The sequence below is a fragment of the Streptomyces sp. NPDC002574 genome (assembly GCF_042889545.1).
Lineage (GTDB): Bacteria > Actinomycetota > Actinomycetes > Streptomycetales > Streptomycetaceae > Actinacidiphila.
Map to the genome: position 1 here is coordinate 18,664 of NZ_JBIARB010000006.1, position 15,608 is coordinate 34,271.

Genomic DNA, 15,608 nt, shown 5'->3' on the forward strand with positions numbered 1-15,608 from the left:
GAAACCCCCCCACCCGGGCCCCCCCCCACACCCGCCCCAGAACCCCCGGGCTTACGCGCGTTAACCCGGGGGGGCCCCCCCCGGGCCCCCCCCCCCCCCCCCCGCCCCCGCCCCCCCCCCCGGCCGCGCTTCGCTCTCTGGAATTCGGCTCAATTCGCAGAGTCAAGGAGCCGCTGGACATCTTGGGCGCAGCCCCAGGAGAGGGCGACGCCAGCGCCGCCGTGGACGGAGTTTGGAGCACGGTTCGCCCATTGGCGCCATGCTCAGCTTCGACACGCACCGCCGGACGCGCAGCCCGTACTTGTGCATAGGAATCGGGTCCGTCACTACCGCGCCTGTGGGTTGCGACTTCGAACACCTCCCCCAACGGCATGGGTACCTGGTGTGTTGCGGTTCCGAGCCCGTCACTCGATCAGTGGCCACACTAAAAGAGCTCAGTTTGCCTTGGGGCTTCCGATCGTTGGTTCTGCAGAGGCAGACCTGCCGGGAGCAGGCCCAGCGACCTCAGGATGCGTCCGGTGTCCGCCCCGTCGATGATCATGTAGGAGCGCGGGCGTCGGGCGTCGTGGGCGTAGGCGTCCATCATGCCAACCACGCTCGGCTTGATCTGATGACAGTGCTGCAGAACGAGCAGCTCCGCAGGCTCGGTGAACAGCCGGTCGATCTGGTCGCCGTTCTTGCCGAGGGCTTTGACGTCCATGGCGCGTGGGTAGCCAGGTCCTTTGAACAGCCAGGCGGCCGAGACCTGGCGCCCGTGGGCGAACACTCGTGAGGTGTAGAGATCGGAGCGCTCGCCACCCCAGTCCTTCGGAACGTAGGACTCGCCGATCAGCCTGGCGAAGGCGAGTTTCACCGCGTCCTCCGGGACGCCCAGGACCGCTTCACCCTCGGCCTTGGTGAGGGGAGATGCGAAGTCGATCCCGCTGAACTGGCCGATGTCGCCGGGGTACACCCGGGCTCTCGGTGCCGGGCCTCCAGCGACAAGGCGGTCATCGACGAACGACCTGATTCCGATGAAGACCGGCCTGAGCTCAATTTGCGCTGCACTGAGATTGGTGACCGTTCCGATCAGGTAGGCCCGCCTGTTCCCGGCGAGGCTGCCGGTCGCGGACGAGCTTGCCGTTCTTGCCGAGTTGAATGTGCCGGTGACGCGTACCGGCTCGCCCGCGTCGAGCACCGCCGTGAAGCTGACCGGCTTGAAGCCTGGGGCGTCGCGGTCCCGGTCCCGCTGGAACGCAAATTCGAGCTCAGTGCCGACGACCTGCCCCGTGCGCAGGTCCTGCTGCAGGACGCACCTCGCCAGCTCTTCGACTCCCAGCGAGGAGAGCGCCTCGGCCAGTTCTGTGGCGAGCACGTAGGGCAACGCTGCCTCGGGCTCGCTCCTGCGGGCAGCCCGCGCCCGCGCGGATTCCGCCCGCTGCTCGCCGAGGAGGGACTGAACCTGGTCCTGGTGCAGGAAGTACGGCTCTAGCGCGATGCGCGTCATCGACAACATGATCCTTTTAGCTGGGACGGCGTGGGAACGGTCACGGGATGTCCTTGAGGAGGCGGAGAAACTCGTCCACGTCCTGCGGTCGGTCGGTCGGCTTGTGGCGGGTTGCCTCCGCTACGACGGCTCGCCATGGTCCGCGTGCGGGCAGCAGCGGGAGGTTCTGCTCCGGACGCTCCCCGGTCAGGATGGCTGCGATGAGCCGGCCAATGCTGTAAATGTCGGCGGTAGCTGCCACGTTATGGGGGTTTCCAGACGACAGCTCCGGCGCGGCGAATCCCTCGGACCCGAAACCGGTGCCGGTCCGAGTTCGGTGCGGAACGCTAGTCTCCCCTCGGGGTTGGCGACCTAGTCCCCAGTCCGCCACGACCCACTTGCCGTTGAGGAGTAGGACGTTTGCTGGCTTGATGTCGCGGTGGACCCGGTCGTCGGCGTGCGGGTGGCGCAGTCCTTCGCAAACCGCCGTGACGAGGTCCTGGAGGGCTCCGGTCTCCCGCTTCAGGCGTTCTGCGTGGCTGGCGGCGCTTCCGTTCGCGAGGGGCATGACGAACCACCGCCCGTCTGGGTCAGAGTCAAGCACCGGCATGACGTTCGGGTGCTCTCCGTAGAGGTGCCCGATGGAGATCTCGCGGCGCATGCGGTGCACTGAGTCCTCGTCGCCGTAGCGGAGCTGCTTCAGAGCGATGGGGATGCGGGCGTGCTTGTGCACGCCGCCGTAGACCGCTCCCTGGCCGCCCTCAGCGAGCGACTCTTGGTCTCTTTCGTAGTCCGTCTTCGTTCCGCGCTTGAGCCACCGCACAGCGGCCCATGGAGCGACCTCGCCCGTGCCCGACATAGTCTCGTCGGCGAGAAAGACGCGGGCTGTCTCGATAACGTGGTCACGGTAGGCCCCGTCCCGTTGCGCTCTGAGGATGGCCACCAGTGGCCCGGCGGCCGGATAGGGAGCGAGCTTGACGGCAAGATGGCCTGCCTCGTCGCCCTGAGCGGTCCTTCGCGCGGCGCGCTGGCTGTTGTGTTCTTGCTGGGCCGCTTGCAGCTCAGGGTGGGGGGCCCAGCCGCGGGGTGGCAGGACCACTCGGGCGTCGCGGAAGTCACATTCGAGGACGATGCAGCCGTTGCGCGCGAGCTCTGTGGCTATGGCCTCGGCGCGGGTCCCGAACTTGGTCAGGGCGGACTGCCACCGGCGGGGGCTGTTCGTGGCGAAAGCCCACTGGCTTTCGGTCAGTCCGGGCGGGCGGCGTGGTGCCGGGAAGTCTTCCGGCTCCAGAGTGACCCGCGTGATCTTCGGATTGCCGTTGCGGTCGATGCTGTAGTTGCCCTCGGGCAGAGGGACCGCGTACGTGGTGAGGCCGGGGTAGACGCTGAGGTGGCGCATCGCGAAGCCGCGCGGGCGGGAGCGGGCGGTCATGCCAGCTCACGGTACTCGTTGGCGGTCAGCCAGGCACGGAGCAGTTCAACACGCGGGGCCTGCTCGTCATAGCCGACGACGACCGGCTGCTCGTTGTACGGACTGGAGTCTGAGCTGCGGCGCAGCTTGATGTATTCGCCGCAGGCGTCGATGGCGTAGGACTCCATGTCATCCTGCAGTGCACCGACTACGGTGATTCCGCTCTCTCTGCCGATCTGCCCGAGAAGGGCGACCGCCTCGCGGCGGTGCTGCTTGCCGAGATTGCGGCCGAGCTCGTCGAGGACGAGGACCAGCGGCCGGCCTGTGCCGCTCGCGGCTGCGGCGGCGCATACGAGCTTGATCGCCCGATCGTCGATCTGTGCAGTGTTGGCCCGCCGGTCGTAAGGGATGTGCCGCCGTCCCTCAGCGCGCCGCCACGTCGGTGTGACCTTCCAGCCCCAGTCCTCGGTGGGATCGGTCGGCGGCGGAGGTTCGTCGTACTGGAGCGAGGCCCCGTACCCGCCGTAGGCCCCGTCGAGCCGGTCGAACTCGGCCGCGACGTCGGCCAGCTTCTTCTTGATGGCGGAGGCGAGCGCCCCGCGGTGGGCCCGACTGGCCTGGACCGCCTCCTCGTGGCCGAGGCGCGCGGCGCCGAGGCTCTCGTGGCGTTCCTTGCGCTGGATGGCGATCTGCTGGCGCTCGTACTTGTCGGTACCTTCTTGGTGGCGCAGGTAGACGTGGAGTGCGTGGCGTAGCGGGGCGAAGGCGACCTGTGCTCGTTGGCTGCTGCTGGGTCCGCGCTGGCTGGACTCCTCCAGCAGGACGGCGATCTCCGTCGGCATGCTGTCAGAAGCGGTGGGAGGGAAGCATTGGGATATCGCGGTACTGAGCAGCTCCCGGGCTTCTTCCCACCAGTCTTCGGCCGTCCAGGACTGCTGGTCGTCCGGCAGGGCGAGCAGGTGTTGGGTGGCGGAGTCGGGGGTACCGCCCCAGCGAGCGGTCAGTCCCGGAATGCTGAGCTCTGATTGTTCTTTGGCGAGATTCTCGCGCTTTTCTCGCCGGACCTTGATTGTGTTGTCGATGATGCTCTTCTGACGTTGCAGAGACTCGATCTGCTGCTGGCGGACACCCGCTAGGCGGAGCACCTCGTCCCGCTCGGCGAGTGCCGCGCCGAGTACCGGGGAGAGTTTCGCGCGCTCGTCCCGGGTGACCTGCCCCTTGTTCCGCAGGTTGCCGATCCGTCCGTTCAGTCGGGTGGCCTCGACTGCGGCTTTTGCGCCATTCTGCCGGCGCTCGGCGGCCGTGACCTTCTGCCCGGCAGCCTTCCGCTTCTCCTGGGCCCGCTGATGGGCGACGGATTCCTGTCGGACGCGCTCTCGTGCGGCAGCGATGCGGACGGCACGGCCCGTCACGGGTCTCGGAAACCCGCTGATGATCACGATGCCAGCGTCGTCGTGAACCCGGTCAGGGTCGGCGCGGGCAGTGGTTCGCGCGTCGAGGGCCGCGAGGAAGCCGCTTAGGTCGTATTGCTGGTCGGCATTGTCAGGGAGGCTGGCGCGCCCCGCACTCGTGGTGAGGTTGGCGGCAATCAGGGTCGAGCCAGGTACGCCCGCCAAGAGCACGCTGGCCCTGTCGAGATCGGCGGAGTTCACAACGGCCGCCTCACGGTAAGGCCAGAGGGCCGGCTCCCACTTTGGCCTCTGCGACTTGGTGAGCACAACGGCGTCGAGCAGGCAGATGCTGCTGATCCCACCGGCTGCGAGGAGGTCGATCTGTTGCCGGGCCAGGTCCCTGCCACTTTCTGTGTCCCGCAGGCATGCTTCTGCGTCGGAGAGCGCCCTCTCCGCCACTCCGACCGCCTTGACCGTCTCTTCCAGTTCAATGTCCGCGTCGGTGCGTTCCCGGTTGGCGGTTGGCTCGTCACGGCCGTCAGCGTCTCGGGCCGTTTCCCTGGCCGTGCGTAGAAGGCGGTCGGTGTCCTCGATCTGCTGGTCGAGTGTTGCAATCTGATTGCCTAGCTCGCGATCGTCAGCGTCGTGCCTGCCGAACGTGGTCATGGCGTCCTGCCGCCGTCGTGTGAATGCTTTGTCATCGGCCAGCTCTGCCGCCTGTCCGACCAGCCCTTGTGTCGTGCGATTGTCCTGCTCGATCTCGGTGTCGATCCCGGCGATCTCGGCCTGGATTTCGGCTTCTCGCTGGAGGGCATCACACAGCAAGCGTGCCGTGCGCGACCGCCAACGGTCGGCCGCTTCCGCGACGTGCCCGCGCGCCTTGTCCCGGGCGTCGATACCGCCCTCGGTGACCTGGGCGCTTTCCTCCCAGGTGGCAAGGTCTGACTCGGCGTCGCTGGCCTCCTGGAGGCGGGCGTACTCGTGGCGGCGTGCCCGACGCTCCGTCTCCAGTTCGTGGTCGATGCCGGTGAGCGCCGCGATCGCCTCGAAGATCCGCCGCTCGGAGATCTCGTTCAGAGGTTGGGCGAGCAGGTTCGGGGCCATGCTCGCCCGCACCGATGTCGACAGGAACGACACGCACCGCACGTGCTCCCCGTAGAGGGTGCGCGGAAGATCACGGGCCCCCAAGTCCTCTCGCTTGGCCCGCGGAGGCAGTGCTTGCCAAACCGAGTCAGCATCCTGCTCCCTTTTGGCCTCGCTGTTGCCGGTGGGTAGATGCAGCCCGTCCTGCCAGCGCAGCTTCAGCCGGGGACCTTTCTGGCTGCTGCGGTCGATCCGGATCCACACGGTCAGAGCGCTGGCCTGGAGCTGATCGAGGGTCCCGGCGGCGGGAGCGAACACGCCAATGAGGTACCCATGGTCAGCGTTGCCCCAGCGGTCTTCACCGCCAGCGTCCTCGGAGTTGAACAGCAGGTCCACTGCGGCGGGCGCGCCGGAGCCGAATCGCCACTGCTCATCGGCATGCAGCAAGCTGATCTGGGCAAGCAGCGACGACTTCCCCGCCCCATTGGAGTCCTTCGGCCCCTGCCCGGCCACGGCGATGAGAGTGCCAGCGGCAATCGGGACGGGATGCGTGGACAGCCGGGAGATGTGCACGCTCTGCAGGCCGACCAGGACACGCTCACCAACGATGTCCTCTTCTTGCGGCGCGCTGCCGCTCATGAACCACTCCTCGGGGAGGTTGCCACTTCTGAGCGGCCCAGACTCCGGCGGACCATGATCGCTGTAGCGAGCGCGGTGTCCGGGCCCACGGCCAGAATCAGATTCTCCTGCAGACGCTGGCCCGCGGCCGGAGTGAGCCGGCGTAGCGCTTGCCCCGGGACGTAGGAGGCGCCGGCTGTCTCGCGATCTGCGCCGCGCACCATGCGGACCAGCCCGGCCGCGCGCAGCCACTGCAGGGCATCGGACAGGCGCCGCTGCCCGTGAATTTGTGAAAGTTTCCGCAGGTGGGTTGGTGTGGTCGGATGGGACGACTGCCAGTCGTCCCTGACTAGGCGCCCCTCTGCCCTGGGAATCGCGACGGAGTGGATCAGTACCAATATCAGCGCGGCTCGCTCCAGTGGCGGCAATATCCCCCAGCCATTCGTCACGAGTTCCGCAGCGGTGTCGTCCCGGTACCCCGAGGTCCACACGTAGTCGCCCGCGTGAACGAGCGTACGGCCGGTCCTTTGCAGCATCTGGTCAAGCAGATGGCGCAGCGCCGCGTCCCGAAGTGCGGGCAACGCGGCCTCGCTGGCGGGCTCGCTGCCGTACTCGAGCGCGCTCCAAGCCGAGACCAGTGCATCGCGCTGCTTATCACCGAGCGGCTGCAGCAGGTCATCGAACAAGCCGTTCACTGATCCTGCTCCCCGTCAGAGCGCGGAGGCGGCAACTCCCGGTGCAACTCGCGCAGCGCCGGAAGATCCTGGTCCGGCCAGGTAGCCACCCGGGGGCCGAGGCAGACCCTCTGCGTCTCCTCATCTATGTCCAGCCACCGACTGACATGAAGGCGGCGGAGCGCCCCCGTTCCGAGGCGATGCAGTGCCTCCTCTTCACGTCCGGGAATGAGCTGGTCCACCACATCCAGCACCTCGCGCAGCCTCGCAGGCTGCCCAGGCCACGGACTTGCCTGGACGTCGACCCAGCAGCAGCGCAGCGCCGCAGCCAGGACCCGGCTGGTCTCCTTCGGAAACTCCGCTGAGAGTGTCGGTATCCGCAGCTCGCGTAGCACGGCCGGCGTCACCTCGTCGGGCGGGCGAGGCAGCAGCCAGCAGCGCTCACCACCCCGTTCCACCAGCCGCAGCATGCCCGCGGGCGTTCTGGCCGCAGACGGGATGCGCAGCGGCCCTTCGGCACGCGCCCTCGCCCACCACAGCGCCGCCTCCGCACCACTCACGCGGGCCTCCGCACTCGCTCGAATACGCCACGGGTAAGCCACGACGGCACGCTGCCGGCCCGTACCTGAACCGGACCAGACCACGCCAGTCGGTAGCCGAGCCGGTCGTTGTTGCTCGCGGCAACCAGGTCGGCCAGCACGCGGCGCGCCGTCACCCAGTCCACAGTCGACAGCAGGTGCTCCACCGCAACAGAGTCCCCGCCGTTGAGTACCTCTTCGGCGACTCCTGCTAGTCGCTCGGCCTCCGCGTCGGACCATTCCTGGGAAGGCCGCTCATCGTCATCGGGGACGCGGGAGCGTGGCGGCGTAGAACGACCACTGGTGGGCTGCGGTCTGCCGGCAACGGCCTCCGCCAGGTCGGCGACGTCGTGCCATGGGGAAGGTGCGTCGAAGACTTGGTCGGCCAAGACCGCCGCGAGTTCCTCCACGGTTGCCTGCCGCGCGAAGCGCTTCCACATCTCGGGTGGCAGCAGGTTCAGCGCCCGCGAGGTCCCAGCTGCGGCCATCAGGCGTGCCGACGCGTTCGTCGAGGCGTCTCCGTAGGCGGCGATCGCCGACCGCAGCTGCCCGCACTGACGGCTGAGTTCCGGCCAGAACTCCAGCAAGATCTCATGCACCGCAGATGCCTGGTCGATCAGCGACTTCGCGTTCCACAGCAGTGGAGCGCGCTCCAGTAGGGCCTCCACAGTGCCGCCGACGGTCAGCGCCACGAGCTCGGCGACGAGGAGTCGAAGCGCCGTGGTGATCCCAACGACGACCTCAAGGGCTTCCTCAGCGGTGCCCTGCCCGCCCTCCAGTCTGATTTTCTCCATCGTCAGAAGCTGGTGCAGTTCCGACTGACCCCCGCGTACCAGCATCCGCTGGACGAACAGCATCGACACGTAGCTAGTGAACGAGGCTCGGTACTCGCGCTGGTAGGGCTTATCAAACGCGGGCTGGATCGCGCCGAGTTTGCGCAGGACGCCCAGGCGGTTGTCGATCGCTTCGTCCGGGTAATCGGCACATGCCGCCCTTATCTGCTCAGCTGTCATCCCCTCCTCACCCGCGCGGGCAAACGCAGCAAAGAGCCTGTTCGCCAGCTGGAGTAGAGCCGGGTCATCGATCGCTGCGTCTGCCTGGCGCGCAAGGACAGCGACGATCTGCTTGAACACAGAAACGACAGCCTCCTCGGCCGCCACCGTATCCAGTCCGAACTGCTCGTCCACCACTGAGCCGTTCCTCGAGTGTCCTGACCCTAGGGTTGGGGTTTCAGCTGCGGTTCTGCCGGGGCGAGGTCGGACTCTGTTTCGTATTCGACGGTCAGAAAGGTGCAGGGGAGAAGCTGGCGCTCCCGGCTGATCTCGTCGCCCCCAGTCCTACCCACAGCACGTAGGGTAGCCGATCCGCTAGGAAGGTCGCGGGTCGATAGCGGGTTACGGTCATGCCCAGGGGCGTGGGCGACGTCGAGGCCGTGGTCCTCGGTCCCGGCAAGGCCTGCGTACACACAAGAAGCGACCCGTTGGCCAGGACGGTGTCCCGCTCTGCGCTCGATCCCGAGCGGAGGTTCCTCGGCACTCACCGATTTGTCTCCCGCTACGCCGCCCGCATGATTCGCGCTGTGGTGTTCGACGTCGGTGAGTGCCTGGTGGATGAGACTCGCGAGTACGGCACGTGGGCGGACTGGCTGGGTGTGCCCCGGCACACATTCGCCGCCGTCTTCGGGGCGGTCATCGCGCGGGGGCGTGACTACCGCGAGACGTTCCAGGTCTTCCGCCCCGACTTCGACCTCGCTGAGGAGCGCGAGCGACGGGCGGGGGCCGGCAAGTCGGAGCGGTTCGGCGAGGACGACCTGTATCCGGACGTGCGGCCGACGCCGGAGGCCGTTCGGGCCGCAGGCCTGTGGGTGGTCGCGGGAAACGAGACCGTCCGCGCTGGCGGGCTACTGCGAGGACTCGACCTGCCCTCGGACCTCATCGCGACGAGCGACGGCTGCCGGGCATCGAAGCCGGACGTTGCCTTCTTCGAGCATGTCATCGAGGCAGCGCCAGCCGAACCCCACGAGATCCTCTATGCAGGGGACCGGCTGGACAACGACATCCGCCCTGCGGTGCAGGCGGGGCTTCTGACGGCGCTGGTTCGCCGCGGACCGTGGGGCAGGAGCCACCAGCACGATTCGGACGCGGACGTGATTACGACGATGCGCTTCGACTTCCTCGCCAAACTGCCGCAGATCATCGCGAAGTTCAACACTGAAGGGCGCTGACCGTGGTTCCCCAGGCGTAGAGGCGGCCATCGAGTTCGCGGACGCATGGCTCGGGCTGCCACGGCGCGAGAGTGCGCCCTACCTCACGCACCCGTTCCTTGCCGGTGATGTACCAGGTGATAGCCAGTCGCTCCAGCGCTCGCGTCGCATACTCGCAGGCGGCCTCCGGGTTGCCTGCTGCGGCGGCCTCGACCGCCGCCAGGTCGCCCAGCAGGACACTGCACTGATTCTCGGCCTCCGGCAGCAGGTCGTTGAGGGCCGAGTCGAGGGTGCTGCGCGCCTGGGGCAGGAGCAGCACGGACTCCGCCCGCCGCCGTCCCCGACCAGCAGGTACACGCCCGAGGAGAACGCGCGGAACCTCGCCGAAGCCAGGGCAAGGCCCAGCGGAGGAGCGGGCCCGGCGCCAGCACGAAGGGTCGTGAGCCTCCGGCCGGGTGGACCGTGCGACACCCCCAACTACCCCACCCGGTCACGGGCATTCCACCGGATATCTGCACGGCTCGCCCCAAGCGGCTCCTACGCTGGATCACCTGTACCGACCGACACGAAGGACAACGACGGACACCCTAGGCCAGCCCCAGCCACTCACCGGCCCGCAGACGCTCGTACTCGGACCTTTATGGTGCTCACCGTCGCAGCGTTCTCAGCCGCCATGTGGGTAAGCGCTGAGCAGAGCAAGCGCGGCTTTCGGCTGCTGAACTGGCTGCAGACCCGTAGCGAGACCGAGCTCGCGCCCGCAGAGTCGGATCTGTAACGCCAACAGACCCCCTCGGTGTCGTGCCGGCCGCCTGCGGGCAGCCGGTCCTCGTTCCAATGTTCCCCGCCAGCCTGTGCCCGCTGTGAGGACCGCAAGCGCCCGATGGCATGCTTACCGACCTGTCCCGCGACCTGACCGGCGATCAGCTGCTGCTACTGCGGAGCGCCGCCGGTCCGTTGGCGCGACACCGGCCTCGCCACAAGCCCCGATGACATCACGCATTAATTCTCAGTAGCTCCAGTTGGGATGCGGGTCGGCGAAGACGGCGAGGTAGCGGAACTCGCCTCGGGGTCCGTCTTGCAGTGAGTACGGCTGCCAGTTGAGGGAGTAGGAGGCTCGCAGCGTTCGGGTGTTCGGCTCGTAGTCGCCGCCACTCCAGAGGAGTTGGCCCGAGAGCGCCCGTCCCTCATGGAGGCGGAAGTCGCGGTCCCGGGTGTTGTCCTGCTTCGGTGGCAGCCACAGGCCGACTTCGTTGGTGATGAGAAGGGCCAGGCCGTTCTGGTCGGGGCGGTTGCCGAAGCGCTCCAGGCGGGCGATGTCGGAGACGAAGCCCAGTCGGGCCAGGTCGGTGGCGGCGTGCGACTTCAGCGCGTACTCCTCCGGGGGCTGCCCAGCTGTTCCGGCCCAGCTCGCCGTGAAGTACTTGAACTCGATGGCCGTGCGGGCTGAGGGGCCGATGCAGAGCAGGTCGAGGTACTCGCGGCCGGTTGCGTCCGATACGTGCTGGCGTACTTCCAGTCTGGACTGGATCTTGGGTGCCAACTCCCACAGCACGCGCGCGAAGCTGTGCTGGAGGTCTGCCTCGGAGTGGAAGACCGGTCGGTCTTGCCGCAGCCGGGCTATGACCTCGGTCAGCGCTACCTCTCCGGCGATGAGAGGTCCGGACGTCGTCGCACTCCCCGAACCCTGCTCCGATGATCTGTCCTGCATGTGGCTTCCTCCCCGACGGCGCGGACCCGTGGAAGCGACCGTAGCGGCGGTGTGGGGGCTCGCTCAGGCGTTCCGCATACCCGCTCGGCTCCCGCCGCGGAGCCGGATGCCGAGGTTGGCTCCCAAATGGCTCCCAAGACGGACCCGGGAACGGCCCAGGGCCCCGATCCTTGGAAGGATCATGGCCCTGACCTGCTGCTATACCGTCGGGGTGGCGGGATTTGAACCCACGGCCTCTTCGTTGAAGATGAAGTGTAGGGGAAAAGACCGGCCGCGCACTCCTTCTCCTCGGTACTGTGATCGAGGACGACCGTTCGGTTGAAGGCGGTCCGGAGGACCTTGTCCTCCGGCACGGAGATCACCGACTCGTCACGGTCAGCGGACGGTCCGACGGCCTTGGCCACATTGATGTAGTACCAGCGCCTGATCGGCTTGTTGCGGGTGTCTGCCGTATCCACCGGGACGTCCAGGCACAGTGCCTGGAACAGAGAGGTGAGACGTTGCTGACCGTCCAGCAGCAGCAACTCGGGTTTGCGAGGCTCCTCATGCAGCCCGACGCCCGTGAGCGTGCGCGCCCGGAAAGGTGAACTGCCGCCCGTCTAAAGCGTCATGACGACACCGAGCGGATAGTCGAGGGTCACAGTGGCGATGATGGCCCGGATACGGTCGTCGTCCCATTTCCACTCGCGCTGGAAATCCGGTAGCTGCAGTGTCCCCGAGGCGACGTCCGCGAGTAGTTCCTTGAGCTTGACGTTGTCGAGCGCAGCCATACGAAGGGTCCCCCATTGCCTTGCACCACCCTGTACAGAGAGTGATTTCACCAGCTTGATCGGGTCACCGTCAACCCAGTTGGTCATCCCCGTCACGATTGCCCATCGGGTCGCCGCAGGCCGTGGTCCCCAGGGGGCCTACGACACATGGGTGGCAATGGGACACTGGCGTCTGTGAGTGCCACCGGATCGACGCGTCCCACCCAGGTCAGCACGGCACGCCGCCGCGCCGTCATCGATGCGCTGCGGCGCGGAGCCGTGCCCGAGAGCGGCCTCGACCTCCTCGCCACCGGGCTGGACCGCTTCGAGGCGGCGCTCGAAGCGGAGCTGGACATGGTGGCCTCCGGCGGGTCGGTGTTCAAGGCCGTCCGAGGCGAGTACGGCTCAGGAAAGACCTTCTTCACCCGCTGGCTGGGGGAGCGGGCCAAGCGGCGCAACTTCGCGGTGGCCGAGATCCAGATCTCGGAGAACGAGACACCCCTCCACAAGCTGGAAACCGTCTACCGAAGGCTCACCGAACGACTCACCACCTCCAGCTTTCCGCCCAGCGCACTGAGGCCCGTCATCGACGCCTGGTTCTACGCGCTGGAGGAGGACGCCCTCGCTGCCGGAGCCACCGAGGAGGAACTGCCGCAAGAGGTCGAGAAGCTGCTCCTGGCTCGCCTCGCCGAGGTCTCCCGGCACGCACCGTCCTTCGCCGCCGCACTGCGTGGCTACCGGGCAGCCCTGGCCGAGGGCGACGAGGCGACCGCGGCCGCGGTGATGGCCTGGCTCGGCGGACAGCCGCACGTCGCGGCGGCCGCGCGCCGAGCAGCCGGTGTACGGGGGGACCTCGACCACTTCGGCGCGCTCGGGTTCCTGCAGGGCCTGCTCACCGTCCTGCGGGATTCCGGGCACACGGGGCTCTTCGTCGTCCTCGACGAGGTCGAGACCCTGCAGCGAGTGCGCTCCGATGCGCGCGACAAGGCCCTCAACGCCCTGAGGCAGCTCATCGACGAAGTGCACTCGGGGCGCTTCCCCGGCCTGTACCTGGTGATCACGGGCACGCCTGCCTTCTACGACGGCCAGCAGGGCGTACAGCGCCTCGCCCCCCTCGCGCAGCGCCTCGCCACCGACTTCACCACCGATCCTCGCTTTGACAACCCGCGGGCTGTGCAGGTCAGGCTCCCCGGTTTCACGCAGGAGTCGCTCGTGGGCCTCGGCGTCACCATCCGCGACCTCTTTGCGGCGGGGACAACGTCTCCCGAGCGCATCGGGACAGTGGTGGACGACAACTACGTCGCCGATCTGGCGCGGGCGGTCGGCGGGGCCCTCGGGGGAAAGGTCGGAGTGGCTCCCCGGCTGTTCCTGAAGAAGCTGGTCGGGGACGTGCTCGACCGAGTCGACCAGTTCGACGACTTCGACCCGCGGCGGCACTACAAGCTGACCGTCGCCAGCAGTGAACTCACCGATGTCGAGCGCAACCTGGCTGCCGCGTTGACCGCCTCCGGCGCCTCGGCCGACGACATCGAGCTGGAACTGTGAGTGCACCGGAGAGCTGCGACGGCGACGTGCTCGACCGGCTCGACCCCGTCCTGCTGCATCACATCGTGAACTCGCTCGGCTGGCCGGACCTCCGCCCCCTCCAGCGGGATGCGATCACGCCCCTCATGGATGGGGAGGACGCCGTACTCCTGGCACCGACGGCGGGCGGCAAGACCGAGGCGGCCTGCTTCCCGCTGCTCTCTGCCATGGCCGGCCACAAGTGGACGGGTACGTCGGTGCTGTACCTGTGCCCGCTCAAGGCGCTGCTCAACAACCTGGTCACGCGTGTCGACTCGTACGCGCAGTGGATGGGCCGTCGAGCAGCGCTCTGGCACGGGGATACCAAGGAATCGCAGCGGCAGCGCATCCGAACTGAGCCCCCGGACTTCCTGCTCACCACACCGGAGTCCCTCGAGGCGATGCTGATCGGGGTCAAGACCGACCACGCGCACCTGCTCGGCAATGTCAGGGCGGTCGTCGTGGACGAGGTGCACGCGTTCGCAGGCGACGATCGAGGCTGGCACCTACTCGCCGTACTCGAACGGCTGGAGAGGGTCACGGGGCGACCTATCCAGCGGATCGGACTCTCGGCCACCGTGGGCAACCCGGAGCACCTGTTGGGCTGGCTGCAGGGATCGGGGAACGGGAAGCGGCCCGGCCGCGTCATCGCGCCCGGCGTAGTGCTTCCGCGCGCAGGGAAGCCGGCTCCGGCCGACGAAACTCCCGCTCAGGAAGTACCCCGACCTGCGGGCGAGGTCGAGCTCGACTACGTCGGCTCGCTGGAAAACGCCGCCAAGGTGATTGCCGCACTGCACCGAGGTGAGAAACGCCTCGTCTTCTGCGACTCGCGACGCCAGGTCGAACTGCTGGGCGCGGAACTCCGGGCACGCGACGTGACGGTCTTCCTGTCGCACGCGTCCCTCTCCGCCGACGAACGGGCACGCTCGGAACAGGCGTTCGCCGAGGCGAGGGATTGCGTGATCGTCTCCACCTCGACGCTGGAACTGGGCATCGACGTGGGCGACCTGGACCGCGTCATCCAGATCGACTCGCCCGCCTCGGTCGCCTCGTTCCTCCAGCGCATCGGACGCACCGGCCGTCGTGACGGCACCACGCGTAACTGTCTGTTCCTCACCACCCGCAAGGAAACGCTGCTGCAGGCGGCCGGACTGCTCCTGCTGTGGGCACGAGCCTGGGTGGAGCCCGTGGTTGCGCCGCCCGAGCCGCGCCATCTCGTCGCGCAGCAGCTTCTCGCCGCCACGCTGCAACAGCACAAGCTGGGGGACCAGCTGTGGCCCGAGCAATGGAACGGCCTCACGCCCTTCGACCGCTCCGCTGCTCCGATCCTCAGATACCTCGTCGACGAGGGTTTCCTGGATGAGGACAGTGGACTGCTGTTCGTCGGCCCCGAAGCGGAACGCCGTTTCGGGAAGAGGCACTTCATCGAGCTGACCGCTTCGTTCACCGCGCCACCGCAGTTCACAGTTCTGTCTGGGAGGGTGGAGATCGGCCAGACAGACCCATCCGTACTGACGGAGGAGCGGCCAGGGCCTAGGCGGCTGCTACTGGGGGGACGCAGCTGGCAGGTCACGTTCGTCGACTGGGGGCGAAAGCGGGTCTTCGTCGAGCCTGCCGACGGAGGCGGCGTCGCCAAGTGGATGAACGGCGGAGTCACGGGACTGTCATATGCCCTGACGCAGGCCATGCGGGAGATCCTGCTCGGTGTCACACCATCGGTCACTCTGACCAGGCGCGCCGAGGCATGTCTTGCCGACGTACGCGAGAATGAGGGTCCGGGCAGCGTGCAGGAGACCGGGACACTCATCACGCGGGTCGGTGACGACGTTCGCTGGTGGACGTGGGCCGGCTACCGGGCGAACGCCACTCTTGCAGCCACGCTCTCCTCAGTCGCCGACCCTGTCCAAAGACCGAACGACTGCTGGCTGCGCCTACGGGAGGATCTCTCGCCTGCGATGTGGCGTGCCGCTCTCAACGGAGCTGACGAGCGCCTCGTGCTACCGGACGTGGACCGACGTGCTGTGCGCGGCTTGAAGTTCTCAGCCGCACTGCCCGAACGGCTCGCCATCCAAACAGTCGCGGCGAGGCTGGCAGATTTCGAGGGAGCGCACGCGGCGCTTGCAGAGCCCGTCCGGTTTCACCATGACCTCGGATCTGGCTGAGGC

At 67.6% G+C, this 15,608-nt stretch carries 12 protein-coding genes; 3 read left to right on the top strand and 9 right to left on the bottom strand.

The window, feature by feature from the left end:
* Positions 1-424: 424 nt before the first annotated feature.
* From ACFYXS_RS15275 to ACFYXS_RS15300, 6 genes are all read right to left on the bottom strand, one after another.
* The gene (locus ACFYXS_RS15275; RefSeq protein ID WP_389248033.1) at positions 425-1,486 is read right to left on the bottom strand and encodes a hypothetical protein; all 1,062 of its coding nucleotides are present in this window, start codon (positions 1,484-1,486) and stop codon (positions 425-427) included.
* A 40-nt stretch (positions 1,487-1,526) separates the two neighbouring features.
* Positions 1,527-2,897: a serine/threonine-protein kinase gene (locus tag ACFYXS_RS15280; RefSeq protein ID WP_389248035.1), complete on the bottom strand. Its 1,371-nt coding sequence runs from the start codon at positions 2,895-2,897 to the stop codon at positions 1,527-1,529.
* Positions 2,894-5,989, bottom strand: a complete 3,096-nt coding sequence (locus tag ACFYXS_RS15285; RefSeq protein ID WP_389248037.1) for a hypothetical protein — start codon at positions 5,987-5,989, stop codon at positions 2,894-2,896. The genes ACFYXS_RS15280 and ACFYXS_RS15285 overlap by 4 nt, the downstream gene beginning before the upstream one ends.
* Positions 5,986-6,663 (bottom strand): hypothetical protein, encoded by a 678-nt coding sequence (locus ACFYXS_RS15290; RefSeq protein WP_389248039.1) that lies wholly within the window; start codon positions 6,661-6,663, stop codon positions 5,986-5,988. The genes ACFYXS_RS15285 and ACFYXS_RS15290 overlap by 4 nt, the downstream gene beginning before the upstream one ends.
* Positions 6,660-7,112, bottom strand: coding sequence for a hypothetical protein (locus ACFYXS_RS15295; RefSeq protein WP_389248042.1), 453 nt, complete (start codon positions 7,110-7,112; stop codon positions 6,660-6,662). Before ACFYXS_RS15295 ends, ACFYXS_RS15290 begins: the two co-directional genes overlap by 4 nt.
* Positions 7,113-7,198: 86 nt before the next feature.
* The gene (locus tag ACFYXS_RS15300; protein WP_389248044.1) at positions 7,199-8,407 is read right to left on the bottom strand and encodes a hypothetical protein; all 1,209 of its coding nucleotides are present in this window, start codon (positions 8,405-8,407) and stop codon (positions 7,199-7,201) included.
* Positions 8,408-8,787: 380 nt separating this feature from the next.
* Between ACFYXS_RS15300 and ACFYXS_RS15305 the strand changes: the two genes are divergently transcribed.
* Positions 8,788-9,444, top strand: a complete 657-nt coding sequence (locus tag ACFYXS_RS15305; RefSeq protein WP_389248854.1) for an HAD family hydrolase — start codon at positions 8,788-8,790, stop codon at positions 9,442-9,444.
* Here ACFYXS_RS15305 and ACFYXS_RS15310 read toward each other — a convergent pair.
* From ACFYXS_RS15310 to ACFYXS_RS15320, 3 genes are all read right to left on the bottom strand, one after another.
* The gene (locus ACFYXS_RS15310; protein WP_389248046.1) at positions 9,425-9,742 is read right to left on the bottom strand and encodes a hypothetical protein; all 318 of its coding nucleotides are present in this window, start codon (positions 9,740-9,742) and stop codon (positions 9,425-9,427) included. The two genes, ACFYXS_RS15305 and ACFYXS_RS15310, sit on opposite strands and share 20 nt — an antisense overlap.
* A 687-nt stretch (positions 9,743-10,429) precedes the next feature.
* Positions 10,430-11,131: a hypothetical protein gene (locus tag ACFYXS_RS15315; RefSeq protein ID WP_389248048.1), complete on the bottom strand. Its 702-nt coding sequence runs from the start codon at positions 11,129-11,131 to the stop codon at positions 10,430-10,432.
* Between the two features lie 599 nt (positions 11,132-11,730).
* On the bottom strand, positions 11,731-11,988 hold the full coding sequence (locus ACFYXS_RS15320; RefSeq protein ID WP_389248050.1) for a DUF262 domain-containing protein: 258 nt from the start codon (positions 11,986-11,988) through the stop codon (positions 11,731-11,733).
* An 87-nt stretch (positions 11,989-12,075) separates the two neighbouring features.
* Here ACFYXS_RS15320 and brxD point away from each other — a divergent pair, with 87 nt between their 5' ends.
* A complete protein-coding gene (brxD, locus tag ACFYXS_RS15325; protein ID WP_389248052.1) occupies positions 12,076-13,425 on the top strand; it encodes a BREX system ATP-binding protein BrxD in 1,350 nt (449 codons plus the stop codon).
* Positions 13,422-15,605, top strand: a complete 2,184-nt coding sequence (locus tag ACFYXS_RS15330) for a DEAD/DEAH box helicase (protein ID WP_389248054.1) — start codon at positions 13,422-13,424, stop codon at positions 15,603-15,605. The genes brxD and ACFYXS_RS15330 overlap by 4 nt, the downstream gene beginning before the upstream one ends.
* Positions 15,606-15,608: the final 3 nt, after the last annotated feature.

Bases quoted from the DNA above. Each gene is read 5' to 3' on its own strand.
- ACFYXS_RS15280 (WP_389248035.1), bottom strand. From the start codon at position 2,897: ATGACCGCCCGCTCCCGCCCGCGCGGCTTCGCGATGCGCCACCTCAGC.
- ACFYXS_RS15315 (WP_389248048.1), bottom strand. From the start codon at position 11,131: ATGCAGGACAGATCATCGGAGCAGGGTTCGGGGAGTGCGACGACGTCC.
- ACFYXS_RS15275 (WP_389248033.1), bottom strand. From the start codon at position 1,486: ATGACGCGCATCGCGCTAGAGCCGTACTTCCTGCACCAGGACCAGGTT.
- ACFYXS_RS15295 (WP_389248042.1), bottom strand. From the start codon at position 7,112: ATGCTGCGGCTGGTGGAACGGGGTGGTGAGCGCTGCTGGCTGCTGCCT.
- ACFYXS_RS15305 (WP_389248854.1), top strand. From the start codon at position 8,788: ATGATTCGCGCTGTGGTGTTCGACGTCGGTGAGTGCCTGGTGGATGAG.
- ACFYXS_RS15320 (WP_389248050.1), bottom strand. From the start codon at position 11,988: ATGACCAACTGGGTTGACGGTGACCCGATCAAGCTGGTGAAATCACTC.
- ACFYXS_RS15285 (WP_389248037.1), bottom strand. From the start codon at position 5,989: ATGAGCGGCAGCGCGCCGCAAGAAGAGGACATCGTTGGTGAGCGTGTC.